Below are 21,645 nucleotides of genomic sequence, written 5' to 3' on the forward strand. Positions count from 1 at the left end.
TTATTTTTATTGTGCTTAGTTATACTTGAGTTAAGTCTTATTTATTTTAATAACAGCAACATCAAAAGCGTTTAATTGCGCTTGCCCTAATATAAAAGTGCCCATGTTTTGATCAGGAAACTCTTGTGGGTAGCTTGCATAATTAAATACATAAGCAATATCGCCACGATGAACAATACGCATATCTTTTGGCAGGCGAATATTGGGTATCGCACATTCGTTTGCTAAGCTTTCAAATAAGCTGATTAAAAAAGTGTCACAAGTTAATGATGCCACATAAGTTGTTTTACCTTTTCGTACAACCGCCGGTGTATCATCATGATAACTTGCCACTATGGTAGCTCCACTTGGTACAGATAACTCTTCGCGCCAACATCTACTCTCAAATGTATTACCTTGATAAAACATTTGTTCATTGCAATCAGGTCGAATAGTTTCGGTAGACAACACTTTAATTGGCAATAATGTTTGTAGTTTACCTGGTGGTAAATTAGGTGCTAGCGAGAGTTCATCAGTTTTACTACCTGAACGAGGACCAAAGACAAAATGTGCACTAGCTTGTTGACATTTTTTTATAAAAGTATCATCAACAATCGGTAAGCATGGCGCAATAATTAAGTCGTATGGTTCAAAATCACTGTCAGTAGAAATAAAGTCTACCGCTAGTCCTAATTGACGTAATGCCGAGTAATAAGAAAATTCGGTTTTTTGATGATTATAGCTATCACCTTGGCGTTCAATTTCGCTTACCCATTGATTAACCGTACCTGAAATTATCGCTACACGTGCTTGTACTGGTGCCTCAATAGAGAAATTTACAGTCGTTAATTCATCACGCATTTGTTCAATTTCAGCCCAGGCAGCGGCTTTTGAGTTGTCGTTACGTTTAACGCCAGCGTGCATTTGCTCTTGTGCAAACGGTGCTTGGCGCCATCGGAAATAACACACACAATCTGCACCATGTGCAAAGGCCTGCCAAGACCATAAACGTACCATGCCTTTTTCTGGACGAGGATTATGATGAGCCCAGTTAACAGGGCCAGGTTGTTGCTCCATAATCCAAAAATTCTTTTTACTGATGCCGCGGCTTTGGTCAAAATCGTAACTGGCAAAGTCAGGGTGACCGGTTCGCATATAAGGTTTAAATTCTTCAGCAGGTTTATCCGCGAAGAATAGATCTGAGCGACCTAGCGGGTAATTGTCGTAGCTAACAAAATCTAAATTTTCAGCAAGCGCGTAATTATCGGTTTGCGTATCCACCATGGGAATAAAGTTGTGCGTAACAAATCTATTAGGAGCATATTGGCGAATTATTTCTATCATGCGGTTATGAAAACTGATGACTTGATCAGAGCTAAATCGACGATAGGCAAGTTGATGGGCAGGGTGAGTTTCAGTTACGGCTAAAATGGGTAACTCTATTTGCTCAAAATTTTGATATTCCATTGACCAAAATACCGTGCCCCATTCGCTATTCAGTTTGTCAATTGATTGGTAACGCGCTTTACACCATGCTTGAAATGCTGCTTTAGCGGCAACAGAGCCACTATGAGTAGTGTCATGACAAGCTATTTCATTATCTGTTTGCCAACCACAAATTGCTGGATGTTCTCCGTACCTTTTCGCTAATACTTCTGATATACGCATGGCTTCTCGAAAGTAATTTTTACTAGAAAAGTCGTAATGTCGGCGAGAGCCAAAGCCACGTGTAGTACCGGTGTTAATATCGACAGGTAGTATGTCAGGGTATTTATCAATTAACCATTTAGGAGGCGTCGCTGTGGGAGTACACATGATAACTTCTAAGCCAGCATTGGCTAAAGTTTCAATGGCGCGGTCTAGCCATTCAAATGTATAAGCTCCTTCATTTGCTTCAATTCTTGACCATGCAAATTCGCCAATGCGCACATAGCGTAATCCTAATTCACGCATTTCTTTAGCATCTTGGGCCCACATTGATTCTGGCCAATGCTCTGGATAATAACAAACACCTAACATTTTTTATTCCGCTATTTTATTTATTAATCTTTTATACATACTAACCTTATTTATATGATATATTCCAGAGGTATTTACATTGAACTAATTATTTTAGCTAATTTATAATGAAATAAAGCTTTGTAATTTTATCGTGCCGTTTTAAATTTTTAAATTTAACCCAGCTAATTGCAACTATCAAAATATCAGTAAAATATTTCAAGATGAAGGACGTTTACCATGAAACCATCCCAGCACTATGTTCAACTCAATAGTACTCATTCTAGCTTAATTGTTGACTGTCAGAATAAAACACCAGCAATTCTTTATTGGGGAAAGGTTTTATCTAAACAAACCTCCGCACAAATGTTAACCATGTTGTCGACAAGACAAGAAGCAAAATGCTCATTGGTTATCGAAGCACCTATTTCTCTATCTCCCTTAGTAGGTGAAGGTTTCACTGGTGCGCCGGGTCTTGAATTAAATAATCATGACTATGCTTGGTCGTTTGGCGGTGAGTTGGCTAATGTTGTGCAATCTGACGAGCAAAATGTAATTTTTGAAACCGTTGATACCATTCGAAATATTAAATTAGTTCATACTTTATCATTACATAAAGATACTGATGTTTTATCCGCTTCAACTAAAGTGGTTAATCTGGGTGAGCAAGCATTATCAGTTAACTGGTGTGCTGCGCCAACAATAGTTTTACCTGATCAAATGAATAAAATTATGTCGTTTGAAGGGCGTTGGTCAAATGAGTTTCAGTGTAATTCTCTTGATTTATTTTTAGGTAGCTTCGTGCGTGAAAACCGCAAAGGTAAAACCTCGCACGATAACTTTCCAGGTATGGTTATGCATAATAACTTTACCCACGAACAAGCTGGTGAGTGTTATGGCTTTCATCTTGGTTGGAGTGGCAATCACAAAATGCGTGCAGAGCTTTTAGCAGAAGGCCGAAGCTATGTTCAATTAGGTGAGCTTCTTATGCCAGGTGAATTAAACCTTGCGCCTAATGAGTCTTACGAAAGCCCAATGCTTTATGCTGCCTACTCAGCTAAAGGCTTTAGCGGTTTGTCTCGTTGTTTCCATCAATTTGTTCGTAGTGAGTTGCTTTCACCTAAGCTAAGCCAAAAACCTCGTCCAGTTCATTACAATACATGGGAAGGAATATATTTTGATCATGATGTAGAAACCCTAAAAGGCTTGGCTGATAAAGTTGCAGGTTTAGGGGCAGAGCGCTTTGTTCTTGACGATGGCTGGTTTAAAGGTCGCCGTGGTGACTTTGCAGGTTTAGGCGATTGGGTAGTTGATAAAGAGATTTATCCCAATGGTTTATCACCGGTTATTGACCATGTTAATGAAAAGGGGATGGAGTTTGGTTTATGGTTTGAGCCTGAAATGGTTAACCCAGATAGTGACTTATACCGTGCCCACCCTGACTGGGTTTTATCTACAGAAGGCAATGCACAGTTAAATTTTAGAAATCAATTAGTGTTAGATTTAACCCGCGCTGAAGTGGTTGAGTATCTATTTAATGCCATTGATGACATTTTGGTTGAATACCCGAAAATAGTTTACATAAAGTGGGATATGAACCGAGATATTAACCATGCCGGTAATGCCTTAGGTAAACCAGCAATTCATCTGCAAACAAAGGCAGTGTACCAACTGATTGACCGAATTAAAGAGAAGCATCAACATGTTGAAATTGAAAGCTGTTCATCAGGTGGGGCGAGAGTTGACTACGGTGTGCTAGCACATACTGACCGTGTTTGGACTTCTGATTCAAATGACGCTTTAGATAGATTATCTATTCAACGAGGCTGTTCATTCTTCTTTCCGAGTGAAATTATGGGCGCACATGTTGGTCCAAGAGAATGTCATATTACCGGTCGTATAGTCAGCATGGAAATGCGAGCAGCCGTGGCATTCTTTGGTCATATGGGGCTTGAAATGGACCCAAGAGAACTCACCGAACTTGAATGTGAGCAATTAAAAACCATTATTGCGTTACATAAAAAACACCGTAAATTAATTCACACTGGCGAGTTAGTGCGCTTTAATCGTGATGGTGACTCGATTAATTTTGGTCTTATTAATGCAGATAAGTCACAAGCACTATTTGCTTATAACAGTGTTAATGAAACCAAGAGAACCACACCACCGAAGTACCGTTTTGTTGGCTTAGATACCGAAAAAACTTATCAGTTATCGCTTGTTTGGCCTACTAAGCTTAAAGAGTATTCTCCTTCAGTACTCAGTGTTATTGAAAAACAGGTGTTTTCAGGTGCGTCACTTATGCAAATGGGTATGCAACTGCCTGTGCTATTTCCACAATCTTCGTTAATTTTTGAGTTGAATGAAGTAAAAAACTAGTGATAAAACGATTATATAACTGATTTATAATCGTTGTTATAGAAATGCAAGTTAGCTAAATTGAAAAATTTAGTTAACTCGCATTTTTTTTCTCTGAATAGAAATTTTGCTTTTAGTGAAGTAAAGCATATAGGCGCTTTACGCTTACTGATAATTTCTCGCGTGGTAAGTGTTATATAACGAATGCTTCAGGAGAAATTTTCATTGATATAGACATTGCTTCGTTAGGTTTTAAAGCTGTAATACCGGTATTTTCAATGCCTTTTTTAGCCATATTTATTGCGTCTGTACTATGAGTAACTGGCTCGAAGCAAAAAAAGTTTTCATTTTTGGGGCTATAGATAACTAAAAATTTACAGTTTGAACTTGTGCTAATGTTGGCTTTTGCACTGAGTTCGGGCCATGTTACTGTTGCATGACCGTTAAAGCCGGTAAAAACATTATCTAAATTACTGCCATGAACGGGAAATCCGGCCGATCTATTCATTGCTGCAGTTTTGACTACTAACTCTGTTGGCATACATTCATCATCTACTGCCCACATTTGGTCTACTTCACACTGAATTAAGGTTTCCTTGGTTAAATTAAAATAAGGGTGTAGCCCTAAGCCGGCGGGTATGGAGCAATTATCAGTGTTTTCCATCATCAAGGTAATGCTTAACGCTTTTTCTTCAAGTATAAAAACTTGTTTAGCACTATAAGAATATGGCCATTCATCAACACTATAATGATATTCTAAGGTTAAGCTCTGCGCTGATTGTTCGGTTATGGTCCAAGGTAACTGCCAGCCATGGCCATGAATGCTATGCTTTTCGGGTAAGTGGTTAAGTGGTAAGGATATATTTGTTTCTTGCCAGGTAAATTTTCCTTCTCTTATACGGTTAGAGTAGGGTATTAAGGGAAAACAGTTACTTGCTAAAACAGACTTTACGTTATCTGTTTTTCTTAAAATGGCGACAAATTTATCATTCAATTTTGCCTCATAAGCTAAAATAGCACCACCTAAGCTTGGTGAAATTTCTACTTTAGCGACATTATTCGTTAGAAATATAGAAGTCATAAAGTTAATTAAATATTATTTATAATATAAAATAATTAAAGCATTTAACCATGTTTTTGTCTAGTAATCAGTAAAATGAAAGATTTTTCACTACTGTTTATCTAGCATATTTGCACCTTAGCTTATGATAATATTTAGCTAAATTGCCGTTAAATTGCCGTTAAATTACCGCTAAATAGTACAAATTGGCTCAACTAAACCCGTTGCACCTTGCAACTTATAAATAAATACATTGCCAGACAATGGCGCTTTAGCCAGTTCGCTTGCAGTTAAGTCTTTTTTTGCACTCGTGATAATTAACCAGTCGAGATTTGGCCCGCCAATAGAGACACATGAAGGCTGCGATACTGGTAAGGTAATTTCAAAGTCGATGTCACCATCTTTATTATACCTAACGACTTTACTATTGCCCCATTGAGCATTCCATAAATTGTCTTGTGCATCTATGGTTGAGCCATCAGGAAATGCCGAAGTAATGGTGCGGGCAAATAAGCGCTTATTGGTAATCGCGGCGGTATCTTTACAAAAGTCATATTGAAATATTTTATGGGTTAATGAATCAGTGTGGTAAAGAGTATCGCCAGCTTTATTCCAACATAAGCCATTAGATATTTGTAAATTTGTTATTTTCTGATGACAATCTAATTGATGATCTAAACAATACAGAGCCCCGTTTTGTGCAGATAAACTTGAATTTTCTACCATTGTGCCGGCCCAAAACCGCCCTTGGCGATCGGTTTTACCATCGTTAAAACGATTGCCTGTAACGTGAAGTTCGGGCTGATTTATCCACTCTAATTGCCCTGTATCAAGGTTATATCGAGCAATGCCTTGTTCAAAGGCAGCAATGATTTGATTGGCGTTGTTGGTAAATGCAAAACTTCCGATACGTTGGGGTAACGAGAACTTTTCTAACACTTGGTTAATGGGAAAAAATCGGTATAAATCAGCGTTTTCAATGTCTACCCAATATATAGCCTGTTGCTTTGCATGCCAGAGTACACTTTCACCTAATTGGCATTGGCAGGGAATAATGTCAATAAGTTCGGCTGATAAGGTTTTCTTAATCATAAAATAGTTAAACTGTAGTTAAATTTTCGTTTAGTAATGTCACGTTGTTTTTCACTTGTGCTAGGTTGTCACCCGATTTATATAGGCTATTGCCTATACCTACTGCACTTGCATCAGCTGCAAGCCATTGTAACATATTGCTTTTTGAAACACCGCCAACCGGGATTATATGAACATCGTTTGGTAAAACTGATTTAAGTGCTTTTAGGTGTGAAAACCCATAAGTTTGGGCAGGAAAAAGCTTTAGCCATTTTGCGCCAGCATGATAAGCAGAAAATGCTTCTGTAGCTGTTGCTATGCCAGGAATAACATAGAGATTTTTTAAAATACAATATTCAATAATACCCGTGTCACAATGAGGAGAAATTATCAGTTTAGCGCCCGTGTTTTCAACTTGTTTTGCTTGCGCTAAAGTTAACACCGTACCCGCACCAATTAAGCAATCTTTTGGCATACTTAAAACTAAGTTGCTAATAGAGTTTAATGCGTTAGGTGAATTTAGCGGAACTTCAATAACACGAATGCCATTTTGGTAAAGACAAAGCGCAATATTGACAACTTCATTGGGGTTTACGCCTCGCAAAATAGCTATAACGGGGTGGTTTTTAATAAAGGCGTCCACGTTATTTCCTTATCAAATATAAATACAGTTTTATGGGTTTTTAGAAGAAAGCGCAATTATCTGCTGATATACAGCATTAAAGCCCAATAAAGTCATATCTGTTACTTTACATATATTGGTTTTTATACCATGCATATTAAGTACTTGCGAAAATTGCTGACTTAAATGTGGTGCACCTATAATGGTAACTTCACCTAATGCAGCTAATTGCCATTCTTCGGCGTTCATTGCGGCTCTAACATCACTGCCTATCAGTAAGCCTGAGAGGTACGAATAGGCTTGAGAATCAGTTAACTCTCCGAAAAGTTGCTTACTTCTGACGCTAAATAAACCATGCGTAAAGCTGCCTAATTCGCTTTTTAAAGTAAAATCGGCACCTTTTTGAAAAGATGCTTCATCGAAGGTTGCATGATTTTTTTTAATGAGAATGCTGTGGTTAGTTAACAGATCAAATAACTCACCGGTCATAGCCGTTTTGAATAATTCAATACTACCATTGTTAATTAAAACCCATTTCGTGTGTGTACCGGGCAGGCAGATTAAATGAGTATTAGAAAAATTTTCAGGGGTTAGCTGTAGCCAACCAAGAACTTGTAACTCTTCGCCACGCATAACATCGTAATTATCATTTTTTAAGCGACAACTTAAGCCAGGAACGATACTAATTTGGTGCCCTGAACAAACGAAGTTAGTACATTTTGCGGGTATATTGCCCAGCTTTGTTGGACATGGAAGGTATTCGGTTTCTCGCCAACCTATGCTAGAGCCAATTTGACCCATCATATAAATAGGGAGCTTTCCATGCTGTTTAACCCAGGGTTCGATGCAGTCGAATAATGTTTTTTCAAAACTATCAACGACTTTATTAACACCTAAGCCATAAGCTTCTTTTGTTAAGCTTAAGGTTTTGTCGGCATTTATTTGGCAAAGAAATGCCCGTAAATGGCTGGTGCCCCAATCAACTGCAATAATATAGTTATAAGCTGTCAATTAAGTTCTCCCACCATCAATTATTATACCTTGGCCGGTGATAAGAGCACTGTCGTTAGACGCTAAAAAAAGTGCCAAATTAGCAACATCTTCAGGCAATATTCTCTTTTTTAAAGCCATAGATTCCATCCATTTTTTCTCTTCTTCGTCTGTTAACCAGCTTGATAATTGCCGCTCAGTAGCCACCCATCCAGGAACAATAGCGTTGACTCGAATATTATGTTCGCCAAACTCTTTTGATAATGCTTTTGTCATGCCCATTAAACCCGCTTTAGCCGTAACATAGCCAGTCATGTGTTGCAGGCCAATCAAAGCATTGATTGAGCTAAAGTTAATAATGCTGCCAAAATTTTGATTTTTCATGGTTTTATACGCAGCTTGTGCGGCAAAGAAAGCAGGATCTAAATTAACCTGCATACATTTATGCCAATCGTAAGCTGAAATGTTTTCAATATCTTGTCGATGATCATTACCGACGTTATTAACCAGTACATCTATGCCGCCAAAATGTTCTACTGCTTCATGAACAGAGGCCTGAAGGGCATCAGAATCGGTAACATCAACCGTTTTATACCAAAGCTCGTTGCCTGGTGATTGTGGCAATGAATCAATTAATGCTTCAGCCATTGCTTTGTTTGAGTCGATAAAGGCGACTTTTGCTTGTTGTGCCCTAAATGCTTTTACCATTGATGCACCAATGCCACCAGCGCCACCGGTAATAAAAACAACTTTATCCTTTAAACTTTTATATTGAGTAGATAAACTCATTACCTTGCTCCAAACACTTTATATATCTAAAATTATGTGCCTAAAATACCGGCATATTAACGCTAAATTTTTTACTTTTTTTTAACAAGATAAAGTTATATCATAATTATATGTAATTAAATATGATATAACTTATTAATAACACCTTGTTGGAAGATAAATAAATGAAACCCTCACCTAGACAAAATTTAACACATCAACTTACCTATGATTTAGGCATTGCGGTTGTTAAAGGTACATACCCTGTTGGGGGAGGCCTGCCTTCTGAAGCTGACCTTTGTGTGCAATATAATGTTAGCCGCAGTTCTACCCGTGAAGCGGTAAAAATGTTATCAGCCAAAGGGCTTATTTCTTCTCGACCTAAACAAGGTATTAGAGTGCTACCTGAAAGTAGCTGGAATATGTTTGATACCGATGTGCTAACTTGGATATTAAGTAGTAAGCCTTCTTTAGCCTTACTCAAAGAATTTACCCAAGTAAGGCTCGCGATTGAACCACAAGCTGCTGCACTTGCCGCAATTAATGCGACTTATGAACAATTAGAAGATATTGATAAAGCTTTATCGCGAATGGTTGATGCTGATCAAGGCTTAGATGATCCTTTAGATGCTGATATTGCTTTTCATACCAGTATATTAGTGGCCAGTGGAAATCGTTTTTTTGTCCAATTAACCGAGTTTATTGGTACCGCATTACGCGTTAGTATTCGATATACCAATAAAATTAAAGGCGTGCCAGGGGCTGATGTTAAGCAACATGCTGATATTCTAAATACAATTAAATCACGTAACCCAGACAAAGCACGTGACGCTGTTACGGCAATTTTAGAAGAAGCATTGGAATTAATAGATTCGCAGCTTTAGCTCATCGACCTGGCTTAACGTAGACTTAGCTCAATCTAGACCTAATATAAGTTAAGCCTAGCTCAGTTAAAAAACTTACCATTATTATGCTACAAGCCTAAGTTAAAGTAGCTTTAACTGGCTCACTTATTAAGTGTAAACATTATAAGTGAGCTATCTCGTTTATGTTCAACCAGCCATTATTGTCATTATAATTTTGGCCTCGCCATATTCATCGCAATTACTATCTCTTTCACCGACTCTGTTTTTGCAAAGTTTTCTACCGATACGGGTAACTTTTGTAACCAATTAGGATGTTGATCAATCGTACCCGGTATATTAACTTGTTCTAAACACTCTACAGCATCTTCCAAAGGAATTAACTGAATATGGCTAGGTGAAGCAGCAAGATATTTTTGTACAGCAATACTCAATTCTGTATTCATTTGGGCGGGATCAAGTTGTGGCGCTTTATCCATATTAATCACTTGAAGATCATTTAACGCGGCAATAAGGCTTTCACGTTCGCTGGCACGTCCGTTTCTGTCTGTATGCCCAGCTTCTTCATTAGGATAAAGGTTAAGTTGTTGGCGCCACTCTAAATCTCGCCCTTGCCACCAACCTGATAAAGTAGAAGTGTCATGGGTGGCAACGGTAACTACTGACTGTGTTGGGAAGTTATCGGGGCGTTTAAATAAACCTGACTCCCAACGTTCAAAAAATAAGACTTTAAACGATAACAGTCCTGCATTTTGAATGGTTTCACTAAAACCTTCAGGCACATTACCTAAATCTTCTCCTATTACTACACAATTGTTTCGGCGAGATTCTAAGGCAATAATACGTAAAATATCATGCCAAGGAAAACTGATGTAAACCCCTTCATCGGCTTCCATACCAGGTGCTACCCAATACTGGCGCATTAACCCTAAAATATGATCAATGCGTAATGCTCCGGCATATTGCATGCTACTACGTAACGCTTTCACTAAAGGTTGATAGCCCTGTTGTTGCAGAGCTACAGGATTTATTGGTGTTAAGCCCCAGTTTTGTCCTAACGGATTCATACCATCGGGTGGGGCACCAATTGAGGCACCTGCAACATAAACTTCTTTGTCTGACCAAACATCAAAACCTGAACCGTCACAACCTACCGCTAAATCAAGATATAAACCAATCGCCATATTCTGATCAATGGTTTGTTGAGATACGGTACTTAATTGTTGGTGGGCTAACCACTGAAGGAAGCAAAAGTACTCAATGCGTAAAGCATGAGAAAGCTTAAACTTGTGTACGGCTTCGCTATCGGGGTCTTGAAAGCTTAAGGGCCAATCTGGCCAACCATAAGAGTTTTCATCAGCGAGATGAAAATGTTCATACAAAGCATCAAAAGTAGCGAAACGCTGTAAATCATTACCATTAGTTTGTTTAAAATGTTCAAACTCATCAGCCATTTTTGTATAGCATTCGTTGCGACTACTCGCTTTTAGGTTAACGCAAAAATCATCAAACAATAACTCGGCTATTTCAAATTTTAGTTTTGCCACTTCAGGGTAATCAATCAAACTACTGGCTTTAGTATTAGCAATACGCTGCTGAAATAACTCGCTGCTTACCTTTGCTTGAGCAAGTGGGCAAAGTTCAAAATTTGGAATCTTGCTTATATCAATATAAAGCGGATTTAAAAAACATCGACTAGAAGGAGAATAAGGGCTTCGATGCGCGGGGTTGTGTTGATAAAGTGGGTGCAATGGATTTAATCCAATAGCTGCCGCTTGTTGTTTAGCTGACTTTTCGACAAGTTGAGCCAAGTCGGTGAAATCGCCCATTCCCCAATTATTTTTACTGACAAGAGAATATAATTGCGCTGTATAACCCCATGTTTTATTAGCCGAAGCTTCTTGCGCTCCGAAGCAAGTTTTAGGTGCGTAAATAAGTGGGCAGCTACTTTGGGCCTCACCAAAGCTGAGAGTAAATTGATAGTAACCTTGCGCTAAAGCTGGCAAGGTTAATAAGTATTGACAATAGGGCGTGTTATCAATGGTTATTTCTGCAATGGCTTGCATTTCTTCAACATTAAAAGCTCCCACAATCTCATTGCCAACAGTGCTTCCAATTTCAGGGGTGACTTTCCAATTTAACAATAAATTGCCCATTTTAGGTAGGCTTACTTTAATGCTGTGCTGTAGATCTTCTAATTTAGCAATATGAACAGGGGGTAAAATATTAAGCCACTGACTCTGACTTAAAGCATTAATCGCTAGCTTAAGAGCGCTTTCATCTAAATCGAAGCCCATTGCTTTTAATAGTGCACTTTTGGCTTGGTCTTTGGCATAAACCTTATTGCCAAATGTACCTGTATAACTTGCATGAAAACCTACTAAATCTGCTAGTTGTTCAATGAGATTCATATCGACACTCTTTTTATTGTGAAATAAAATTACATATTTTTGTAACTTTAACAATTAATAGACTATAATTACAGCAAATAAAGCTTTGATTGTTACTTATTTTCATTGTATATTTAACTTATGTAATTTATTTACAAAATTTTACAACGTAAAGTAAGTTAGCAATAGACTTAGTTAATAGACCGTTGACATTACAGCTACATTATTAAGGTTAGGTTATTAATATACCTATGACATATTAAATTTATATTCGGCTCGATTTATGCTTTTTCATATTGCCGACATATAAATCGGCTATTTTAAATTGCAAAACGCACATTATTGGGGCTTCGTCGTAATATTTAGCACCTAAATAAAGCAAAATCAGTAATGTTAAATTAATTAGTACATTATTAATGGAGAATAACAATGCTAACTAAGAAATTTTTTAAAACTAAAGATGAAACTGAAGTGACTTTTGAATTCAATAGAAGTGATGTAACTACAGCTTCATTAGTTGGTGACTTTAATGGCTGGCAAGCTATTGAAATGAAGTTTAATAAAAAATCCAAAAGCTTTAAAACGAAAGTAAGATTACCAAAAGATGGGAGCTTCCATTTTCGATACTTGTTAAACAACACTGAGTGGGAAAACGATTATCAGGCTGATCAGTATTTAGCTAATGAGTTTGGTAGCGAAAATAGTGTTGTGCTAACTACAGCTTAAAAGCATCCAGGTATATCTGTAATATGCAAAGCCTTAAAAGATGGCTTTGCATATACTTATTAAAAAATAATGTTTTAAATGAACTAAAGTTAAAGTTCTGTGTTTAATTAATAATAAATTTAAATTTTAAAAAGTAGTTTTACTTAATTGTACTGCTATATATTGTAAGCAACATGAACTGTTGTAATAAACTTTACAGTAGTCATTAATTTTTCTTCACTGGAGAAGCATGGAACAATTAAGAATGGAGCCCGGAAGAGTTTATCCAATAGGCACAACTGTTGATGAGACCGGGGTTAATTTTGCTATTTTTTCAGCACACGCTGAAAAAATTGAATTGTGTATTTTTGATGAACAAGGCGATAAAGAGCTACAACGTTTCGCTTTACCTGCTTGTGAACATAATATTTGGCATGGTTTTCTAAAAGGCGCTAAAGCTGGTTTAGTCTATGGCTACAGGGTATATGGACCTTATAGACCAGAGTTTGGCCATCGCTTTAATCATAATAAATTATTATTAGACCCTTATGCGAAAGCCCTAAAAGGTAACTTTTCATGGTCTGAGCGTCACTTTGCTTACAATATACATGACCCAAAATCTGACTTGTCTTTTGACGATAGAGACAATGCTGATGTTATGCTCAAAGCTGTTGTTATGGATGCCTCAGCACCACTTATACCAAGAAAGCCTATTGCTTGGAAAAACACTGTTATTTATGAAGGTCATGTAAAAGGCCTAACCGCACTTAACCCAAAAGTACCTGAAGATTTACGTGGTTCTTTTCTCGGCATAAGTCATCCGGCGATGATCGCCCATTATCGTGCCATTGGGATAACCACTATTGAGTTATTACCGGTACAGCAATTTATTTCTGAGCAATTTCTCACTGATAAAGAACTATCCAATTATTGGGGCTATAACTCGTTAGCATTTTTTGTCCCGCATAAAAATTATTTAAATCAACACCAAATTCGCGATTTTCAACGCATGGTTGATGAACTTCATCAAGCCGGTTTTGAGGTGCTTATTGATGTGGTTTACAACCATACTTGTGAAGGTAATCGATTAGGTCCAACACTCAGCTTTAGAGGCATAGATAACCATTCTTATTATCGCTTAAACTCAGCAGAGCCACGTTATTATATTAATGATACCGGCTGTGGAAACACCATAAATATTAGTCATCCCCGTGTATTGCAAATGGTCATGGATAGCCTACGTTATTGGGTTCAAGTAATGGGGGTTGACGGATTTAGGTTCGATTTAGCTACGATTTTAGGCCGTGAATTATCTGGTTTTGATAAAAGTAACGGTTTTTTAGATGCAGTATTACAAGACCCTATTTTAAGTAGTGTAAAAGTTATCGCAGAGCCTTGGGATATTGGACCTGGCGGATACCAATTAGGTGGTTTTCCATCACCATGGTCCGAATGGAACGATCGCTATCGTGACACCATGAGACGGTATTGGCGAGGCGATAAAGGTTTGTTACCCGAGTTTGCTCGAAGAATTCATGGCTCTAGTGATATTTTTGAACACAGTGGTCGACAACCGTTTGCGAGCATTAACTTTCTTTGTAGCCATGACGGTAATACTTTACGCGACTTAGTAAGTTTTCAAGATCGTCATAATGAAGCCAATGGCGAGAACAATCGCGATGGGCATTCAGATAACTTTGCACGTAATTACGGTATTGAAGGTGAAACTACTGATCCGGAAATATTGTCAGTTCGATTACGCCAAATTAAAAACATGATGGCAACACTGATGTTGTCTCAAGGCGTGCCAATGATATTGGCAGGTGATGAAATAGGGCGTACGCAAAAAGGCAATAATAACGCTTACTGCCAAGACAACGAAATAAACTGGCTAGATTGGGATGACAATGCCTTATATGCGCAAGAACTGAAAAGTTTTACAGCTAAATTAAGTGCACTTAGAAAACGCTTTTCTATGTTGACCCATAATCATTTTATCCATAAAGATGATAAAAAATCGACGGTTGATATTATTTGGTATCACCCTTCAGGCTTTGAAATGCAAAAAGATCATTGGCATTCGCATCATGCAGCGACACTGGGGTATTTAATTCATGAAAAAGCGCCAAATAGCCCATCGCTGTTATGTCTTTTCCATGCAGGTGCTGAACCAGTAGAATTTCAATTACCTGAGATAGAAGACATTCAGCATTGGCAAGTTGTGATAGATACAACGGCTAAAGCAGAGCAAGAAGAAACTATAAATATACCAGCAGAACGCATAATTACCATGGCACCATTTTCAACAATTGTTTTGTTAAATGATTGTTTATAAATAACCTATAGGAAATACTCATTGTGAATAACGAAAAAAACATCTGTGTTATTACTTCATCTGATGACAGTGTTTTAATGAATGAACACACTTTTGCTGAAGATTTAGCGCGACATTTCCATTTTTCACTTGGTCGTGACAAAGTACAAGACTCTCATTTATACCTTTATAACGCTCTTGCTATTACCATTCGTGACCGTTTAGTTGCTCAATGGCGAGAAACTCGTGAGTCAAGAGGCCACCAGCGTCGTGTGGGTTATATATCATTAGAGTTTTTAATGGGCCGAACACTCAATAATGCCATTTTAAATTTAGACTTAGACGACACGGTACGTGATGCGTTAAAAGGCTATTGTTGTGACTTAGAAGATGTTGAGCAAGCTGAGCATGATGCAGGATTAGGTAACGGTGGCTTAGGCAGATTAGCTGCTTGTTTTCTAGACAGTTGTGCTAGTTTAGCTTTGCCGGTTATCGGTTACGGTATCCGTTATGAGTACGGCATGTTTAATCAGCAAATTAAAAATGGTGCGCAAATAGAGCATCCTGATAATTGGTTACGCAACGGTAACCCTTGGGAAATTGCAGCACCAGAAAAAGCCATCAGAGTTAAATTTTTTGGTCATGTTGATGTTGTTAAAAAACGTAGCGGTCAACAATATCGTCAATGGAACAATACACAAGATGTACTTGCTGTACCTTATGATATGCCGATCCCTGGGTATCAAAATGGTATTGTAAATACCTTAAGACTTTGGAAGTCTGAAGCAACTGATGAGTTTGACCTTGGTGAGTTTAACGCAGGTAGTTATACCGAATCTGTGGCTAAAAAGAATTTAGCTGAACAAATTACTATGGTGTTGTACCCAAATGACACCAGTGAAAACGGTAAAGAACTGCGTTTACGCCAACAGTACTTTTTATCTTCAGCGTCTTTGCAAGATACCATAAATAGCTATGTTGAAAATTGTGGTAATAATTTTGATGAATTTATTGAGCTTAATAGCTTTCAATTAAATGATACTCATCCAAGTATTGCCGTACCTGAGTTAATGCGTATTTTGATGGACGACTATGCAATCTCGTGGGATGACGCATGGAATATCACCACTAAAACCATGGCGTACACAAACCATACATTATTACCTGAAGCTTTAGAAAAGTGGCCTGTAAGCTTATTCGCTAACTTATTGCCTCGCATTTTAGAGATTATTTACGAAATTAATGCCCGCTTTCTACAAAAAGTTGCGGTTGCGTGGCCTGGCGACTCAGCTAAACAGCAAGCCTTATCATTAATTGAAGAAGGTCACGACCCCCAAGTTCGCATGGCGCATTTAGCTATTGTTGGGAGTTACTCAGTAAATGGTGTTGCAGCGCTGCATACCAAGCTTTTAAAAGCCGGGTTATTTAATGACTTTTATCAACTGTGGCCTGACAAGTTTAATAACAAAACTAATGGCGTTACACCACGTCGTTGGTTATCGCATTGTAACACCAGTTTAGCTGAGCTTATTTCAAGTAAAGTTGATAAAAATTGGGTTGCTGATTTTACCCATGTTGAGCAATTAGCAAAATTTGCAGAAGATCATGCATTTCAACAACAATGGCAAGAAAGTAAAAAAGCTAACAAGGTTGTTTTAGCTGACTTCGTAGAGAAGGCTACAGGTGTTAAGTTTGATGTAGATATGATGTTTGACGTACAAGTTAAGCGTATTCATGAATACAAACGTCAATTACTCAACATTTTACACGTTATAGGCTTATATGACCGAATTCGTAAAGGGGATACTGCAGATATAACACCTCGTTGTGTGCTTATTGGTGGTAAAGCCGCGCCAGGTTATGTAATGGCAAAAGAGATTATTAAGTTAATCAATAATGTTGCTGACACTATTAACTTAGATCCCAAAGCGGCTAAGTATTTAAAAGTTGCTTTTGTACCGAATTACAATGTTTCTGCCATGGAAATTATTTGTCCAGCTACTGACTTGTCTGAGCAAATATCTACCGCAGGTAAAGAAGCTTCTGGTACCGGCAACATGAAATTTATGATGAATGGCGCCTTAACTATTGGTACCTTAGATGGTGCAAATATTGAAATTAGAGATGCCGTTGGTGAAGAAAACTTTTTCCTATTCGGCGCTGAGGCTCATGAAATTTCAGATATTCGAGAAAATTATCAACCTAATGAAATCATAGCTAATTCTGAAACATTATCAGCAGTTATGCATTTGTTAGAAAGCGGTCACTTTAATTTATTTGAGCCAAATATTTTTGACTCTATTATAAAAACAATACGTGACCCGCATGATATGTGGTTAACAGCGTACGATTTTGACAGTTATTTTCAAGCACAGCGAAGTGTAGATAAAGCCTATCAAGATCAAACGTTTTGGACCAAAATGAGTATTTTAAACACTGCAGCAAGTGGTGTGTTTTCGAGCGATCATACGATCAGGCAGTATCGAGATGAAATATGGAAGCTTTAGTAATTTACTGATGTACTCGTTGGTTAATATATTGACCATTTTTATGTTAAATAAGAGTGGTTAGGTTATTAATCAACGCAGTATTAAAAAAAGTAAAACGCTATTTATTGAACGTTAATTAATGTTTGTAAAGGTAAAGGATACGTTATGCCCAATTATGTAGAAAGAAGAATAAGTAGTTTAACAAAAGAAACTTATGCGTTGGTTTTGGCTGGGGGGCGAGGTTCGAGACTCTATGAGCTAACAGACAAACGAGCTAAACCTGCTACCTTTTTTGGTGGTAAGTTTAGAATCATCGACTTTCCTTTATCAAACTGTATTAACTCTGGTATTAGGCGTGTTGGTATTGCTACTCAATATAAATCACACTCGCTAATTCGTCACGTTAACCGTGGTTGGGGACACTTTAAAAAAGAGTTGGGTGAATCAATTGAAATTTTACCGGCTTCTCAACAAAAGGGTGACGGCTGGTATCTCGGTACCGCAGATGCGGTATTTCAAAACATTGATATTATCAGACATGAGTTACCTAAATATGTCATGATTTTATCTGGTGATCACGTTTATCGTATGGATTACGGCCCGTTGCTTGCACAACATGTCGCTAACGAAGCTGATATGACCGTTTGTTGTATTGAAACATCGGTAGAAGACGCGGCAGGTCAGTTTGGTGTAATGACCGTTGACGAAGACAGCCGTGTTTGTCGTTTTGATGAAAAACCAGCTAATCCTTCTGAAGTTCCTGGCAAGCCAGGTGTAACTTTAGCCTCAATGGGTAACTATGTATTCAACACTGAGTTTTTATTTGAGCAACTAGAAAAAGATGCTGCTGAAGAAGGTTCTAGTGGTGATTTTGGTAATGATATTATTCCTAGAATAATTGAGTCTCATCGTGTTTTTGCTTTCCCATTTAAAGATCCCGATAGTGAGAAACAACCTTACTGGCGTGATGTAGGTACATTAGACTCTTTTTGGGAAGCTAACATGGAGTTAGTTGCACCAGAGCCACAGCTTAATATGTATGATGAAAACTGGCCAATATGGACTTACCAAGAACAAACAGCACCCGCTAAATTTGTATTTGACCAAGATGATCGCCGCGGTATTGCCATAGACTCTACGGTTTCTGGTGGTGTGGTTGTTTCAGGCTCAACGGTAAAAAGATCCTTGTTATTCTCAAAAGTTAGAGTTAATTCTTACTGCGATATTGACGAGTCGGTTATTTTGCCTGGTGCTGTTATTAATCGAAATTGTAAAATTAAAAAAGCTATTATCGACCGAGGTTGTACGATCCCAACAGGTATGGAAATTGGTATTAACCATGATAATGATCGTGCAAATGGTTTCAGAGTAACCGATAAAGGTGTTGTTTTAGTCACCATGACTATGCTCGAAAAATTGAAAAGTGAAAGTTAATCACTTTAGATGATCATGTCTTTATGTGCAGGGTAATTTCAAATTTAATGAAATTACCCACATTATTGTTTATTTTTAAGTTTATATTAAAATTAATTATAAAGTACAATCACATACAAAATAACCTCAGTAATGTAATCGTATAAAAAGTTAACGGTATACTAGGGAAAAACAATGAAAAACCTAGCAAAAAGCTTGTTAGATAACGAAGAAGTTTCAGCAATAGTTAATGTTAAACACAGGGATATATTTTCGGTATTAGGTATACATAAACACCCTATGACCAGTGGCTTAATTGTTCGCGCTTTTTTACCTGAAGCACTCAGTGTTGAAGTTATTGATACTAAAACGGATGCTTTGGTGGCTGAGCTTAACCAAGTAGATCAAGCGGGATTATTCGAAGGAAAATTAGGCCGAAAACGTAATGTTTTTGACTATCGTTTACGTGTTTCATACAAAAATGAAACCGTTATTGTTGACGACCCATACCGTTATCCTTCGCTATTAAAAAGTGAAGATCTGTACCTTTTTTGTGAAGGTACACATGAACAAGCTTATCAATGGATGGGCGCTCATGAAATTACAGTTAACGATGTTAAAGGCACACACTTTGTTGTTTGGGCACCAGACGCATCACGCGTTTCTGTGGTAGGCGACTTTAACTTTTGGGATGGACGCCATCATGTTATGCGTAAACATCCTGGTTCAGGCGTGTGGGAAATATTTCTGCCTAATGTTTGTGCTGACGCTAGCTATAAATATGAAATCTTGGATAAATATGAGCAAATTCAGCCATTAAAAGCTGACCCGTATACCTTTTCTATGCAATTAGCGCCTGAGACAGCCTCTAAAGTTATTCAAAACAGTGAATACCAGTGGCAAGATTCGCAATGGATGAACCAGCGCGATAGCGCAGCTAATCATTACCATGGTGCGGTTTCAATTTATGAAGTACACCTGGGCTCTTGGAAACGAAATTTAACCAATAACAGCGGTAATTCACACTCACCAAGTTATTTAACTTACCGTGAATTAGCTGAGCAATTAGTACCTTATGTGGTTGAAATGGGCTTTACTCACCTGCAACTTATGCCGGTAAGTGAATATCCATTTGACGGTTCTTGGGGCTATCAGCCTATTGGGCTTTTTGCACCTACTGCGCGTTTTGGTAGCGCAGAAGACTTTAAATACTTTGTTGATTGTTGTCATAAAGCTGGCATTGGCTTATTACTTGATTGGGTGCCAGGGCATTTTCCTACCGATGAACATGGTACCGGTAAATTTGACGGTTCATGCCTTTATGAACATGAAGATTTACGTAAAGGTTTCCACCCAGATTGGAAAACCCTTATCTATAACTACGGGCGCTCAGAAGTACAAAGCTACTTACTCAGCAACGCTATTTACTGGTTAGATCAATACCACATAGATGGTTTACGTGTTGATGCCGTTGCTTCTATGTTGTACCTAGATTACAGCCGTGAAGATGGGCAATGGTTGCCTAACGAACATGGCGGAAGAGAAAACTTAGAAGCGATTGAGGTATTACAAAAAGTAAATACCCGCTCTTATGCAAAACACTCCGGTGTTATGATGATTGCTGAAGAATCTACAGCCTGGCCTGGTGTGTCAAAACCGGTTGATACCGGTGGTTTAGGTTTTGGTTTCAAATGGAATATGGGTTGGATGAATGACACGTTGAAATATATGGAACGTGATCCTATTTATCGTCAACATCATCACAACGAAATGACTTTTGGTTTAGTTTATAGTTTCAGTGAGAATTTTGTTTTACCTATTAGTCACGACGAAGTGGTTCACGGTAAGGGCTCTTTATTAAATAAAATGCCCGGTGATGATTGGCAAAAATTTGCTAACTTACGTGCCTATTACGGCTTTATGTGGACTCATCCGGGTAAAAAACTCTTGTTTATGGGCTGTGAATTTGCGCAACGTAACGAGTGGAATCATGATCAAAGCTTAGATTGGCATTTACTTGAACACGATAGTCATAAAGGCATACAAACGCTGATTAAAGACTTAAACCACGCTTATAGAAACATTCCTGCATTGCATGAACTCGATTGTGACGGCAATGGTTTTGAATGGTTAGATTCGCAAAACAGTGCGCAATCAATTTTGGTTTATTTACGTAAAGGCCAAGAGGGCACTGCTCCTGCTTTAGTTGTTGTTAACCTAACACCCACAAGTTACGAAGACTTTGCTGTTGGTGTTCCACAAGCAGGTTTTTACCGAGAATGTTTAAATACAGATAGCAGTATTTATGGCGGTAGTAATGTTGGTAATGGCGGCGGTGTTAACTCGGTAAATGAGGCTTATGCAGGGCAGGCGCATCAAGTTTTATTGTCTGTACCGCCACTTGCGACCATGATTTTTGAATTACAGTAAAAAGCTAAAACTAAAGCATGCTAAGTCGTTTTTTGTAGGTCGGACTTTAGTCCGTCAATCACTTAGCATGCGGTTAATCTGAAGGGTTAAATAAGTTTATCGTGAGGTTGATGTATTAGAACGGCATTGATCAAGGCAACCATTAATTCAGTATTCAATCTAATGGAATAAAGTTCAGCCTAAGCAAAGTCTTCA

General features: G+C 38.0%; 14 protein-coding genes. 7 read left to right on the forward strand and 7 right to left on the reverse strand.

All coding sequences use genetic code 11. The annotated features are described in order from the left end of the window. Positions 1–30: 30 nt before the first annotated feature. Positions 31–1,998 (reverse strand): beta-galactosidase, encoded by a 1,968-nt coding sequence (locus AC27H3_RS10915; RefSeq protein ID WP_487106133.1) that lies wholly within the window; start codon positions 1,996–1,998, stop codon positions 31–33. A 219-nt stretch (positions 1,999–2,217) separates the two neighbouring features. On the opposite strand from AC27H3_RS10915, the gene AC27H3_RS10920 reads away from it, so the two are divergent. Further along, entirely contained in the window at positions 2,218–4,356 is a 2,139-nt protein-coding gene (locus tag AC27H3_RS10920; protein ID WP_487106135.1) for an alpha-galactosidase, read from the forward strand. A gap of 172 nt (positions 4,357–4,528) precedes the next feature. Here AC27H3_RS10920 and AC27H3_RS10925 read toward each other — a convergent pair whose 3' ends face one another. The 5 genes from AC27H3_RS10925 to AC27H3_RS10945 all read right to left on the reverse strand — a co-directional run bounded on the left by AC27H3_RS10925 (position 4,529) and on the right by AC27H3_RS10945 (position 8,867). Continuing rightward, the gene (locus AC27H3_RS10925; RefSeq protein WP_487106136.1) at positions 4,529–5,416 is read right to left on the reverse strand and encodes an aldose 1-epimerase; all 888 of its coding nucleotides are present in this window, start codon (positions 5,414–5,416) and stop codon (positions 4,529–4,531) included. 171 nt (positions 5,417–5,587) lie between these two features. Beyond that, the gene (locus tag AC27H3_RS10930; RefSeq protein WP_487106138.1) at positions 5,588–6,487 is read right to left on the reverse strand and encodes an SMP-30/gluconolactonase/LRE family protein; all 900 of its coding nucleotides are present in this window, start codon (positions 6,485–6,487) and stop codon (positions 5,588–5,590) included. A 7-nt stretch (positions 6,488–6,494) separates the two neighbouring features. Next, on the reverse strand, positions 6,495–7,109 hold the full coding sequence (locus AC27H3_RS10935) for a 2-dehydro-3-deoxy-6-phosphogalactonate aldolase (protein ID WP_487106140.1): 615 nt from the start codon (positions 7,107–7,109) through the stop codon (positions 6,495–6,497). Positions 7,110–7,139: 30 nt separating this feature from the next. Continuing rightward, the gene (locus AC27H3_RS10940; protein WP_487106142.1) at positions 7,140–8,099 is read right to left on the reverse strand and encodes a 2-dehydro-3-deoxygalactonokinase; all 960 of its coding nucleotides are present in this window, start codon (positions 8,097–8,099) and stop codon (positions 7,140–7,142) included. Further along, positions 8,100–8,867, reverse strand: a complete 768-nt coding sequence (locus AC27H3_RS10945) for an SDR family NAD(P)-dependent oxidoreductase (RefSeq protein WP_487106144.1) — start codon at positions 8,865–8,867, stop codon at positions 8,100–8,102. Positions 8,868–9,031: 164 nt separating this feature from the next. Here AC27H3_RS10945 and AC27H3_RS10950 point away from each other — a divergent pair, with 164 nt between their 5' ends. Next, positions 9,032–9,730: a FadR/GntR family transcriptional regulator gene (locus AC27H3_RS10950; protein WP_085305621.1), complete on the forward strand. Its 699-nt coding sequence runs from the start codon at positions 9,032–9,034 to the stop codon at positions 9,728–9,730. 188 nt (positions 9,731–9,918) lie between these two features. On the opposite strand, the gene malQ is transcribed toward AC27H3_RS10950, so the two are convergent. Continuing rightward, positions 9,919–12,120: a 4-alpha-glucanotransferase gene (malQ, locus tag AC27H3_RS10955; RefSeq protein ID WP_487106146.1), complete on the reverse strand. Its 2,202-nt coding sequence runs from the start codon at positions 12,118–12,120 to the stop codon at positions 9,919–9,921. A gap of 408 nt (positions 12,121–12,528) precedes the next feature. On the opposite strand from malQ, the gene AC27H3_RS10960 reads away from it, so the two are divergent. The 5 genes from AC27H3_RS10960 to glgB all read left to right on the forward strand — a co-directional run bounded on the left by AC27H3_RS10960 (position 12,529) and on the right by glgB (position 21,450). Further along, complete coding sequence (locus AC27H3_RS10960) at positions 12,529–12,825, forward strand: isoamylase early set domain-containing protein (RefSeq protein WP_487106148.1); 297 nt, start codon at positions 12,529–12,531, stop codon at positions 12,823–12,825. 229 nt (positions 12,826–13,054) lie between these two features. Continuing rightward, entirely contained in the window at positions 13,055–15,139 is a 2,085-nt protein-coding gene (glgX, locus tag AC27H3_RS10965; protein ID WP_487106150.1) for a glycogen debranching protein GlgX, read from the forward strand. 20 nt (positions 15,140–15,159) lie between these two features. Further along, on the forward strand, positions 15,160–17,625 hold the full coding sequence (locus AC27H3_RS10970; protein ID WP_487106206.1) for a glycogen/starch/alpha-glucan phosphorylase: 2,466 nt from the start codon (positions 15,160–15,162) through the stop codon (positions 17,623–17,625). A 147-nt stretch (positions 17,626–17,772) separates the two neighbouring features. Further along, the gene (glgC, locus tag AC27H3_RS10975; RefSeq protein ID WP_487106152.1) at positions 17,773–19,041 is read left to right on the forward strand and encodes a glucose-1-phosphate adenylyltransferase; all 1,269 of its coding nucleotides are present in this window, start codon (positions 17,773–17,775) and stop codon (positions 19,039–19,041) included. 174 nt (positions 19,042–19,215) lie between these two features. Further along, positions 19,216–21,450 carry a 1,4-alpha-glucan branching protein GlgB gene (glgB, locus tag AC27H3_RS10980; RefSeq protein WP_487106154.1) on the forward strand — a complete coding sequence of 745 codons (2,235 nt, stop codon included), beginning with the start codon at positions 19,216–19,218 and terminating at the stop codon, positions 21,448–21,450. Positions 21,451–21,645: the final 195 nt, after the last annotated feature.

The organism is Colwellia sp. NW0002-52-1 (assembly GCF_057550865.1).

Excerpts from the sequence above, each read along its gene's own strand:
- AC27H3_RS10915 (WP_487106133.1), bottom strand. The coding sequence starts at position 1,998 with ATGTTAGGTGTTTGTTATTATCCAGAGCATTGGCCAGAATCAATGTGG.
- AC27H3_RS10920 (WP_487106135.1), top strand. The coding sequence starts at position 2,218 with ATGAAACCATCCCAGCACTATGTTCAACTCAATAGTACTCATTCTAGC.
- AC27H3_RS10925 (WP_487106136.1), bottom strand. The coding sequence starts at position 5,416 with ATGACTTCTATATTTCTAACGAATAATGTCGCTAAAGTAGAAATTTCA.
- AC27H3_RS10930 (WP_487106138.1), bottom strand. The coding sequence starts at position 6,487 with ATGATTAAGAAAACCTTATCAGCCGAACTTATTGACATTATTCCCTGC.
- AC27H3_RS10945 (WP_487106144.1), bottom strand. The coding sequence starts at position 8,867 with ATGAGTTTATCTACTCAATATAAAAGTTTAAAGGATAAAGTTGTTTTT.
- AC27H3_RS10950 (WP_085305621.1), top strand. The coding sequence starts at position 9,032 with ATGAAACCCTCACCTAGACAAAATTTAACACATCAACTTACCTATGAT.
- malQ (WP_487106146.1), bottom strand. The coding sequence starts at position 12,120 with ATGAATCTCATTGAACAACTAGCAGATTTAGTAGGTTTTCATGCAAGT.
- AC27H3_RS10960 (WP_487106148.1), top strand. The coding sequence starts at position 12,529 with ATGCTAACTAAGAAATTTTTTAAAACTAAAGATGAAACTGAAGTGACT.
- glgX (WP_487106150.1), top strand. The coding sequence starts at position 13,055 with ATGGAACAATTAAGAATGGAGCCCGGAAGAGTTTATCCAATAGGCACA.
- glgC (WP_487106152.1), top strand. The coding sequence starts at position 17,773 with ATGCCCAATTATGTAGAAAGAAGAATAAGTAGTTTAACAAAAGAAACT.
- glgB (WP_487106154.1), top strand. The coding sequence starts at position 19,216 with ATGAAAAACCTAGCAAAAAGCTTGTTAGATAACGAAGAAGTTTCAGCA.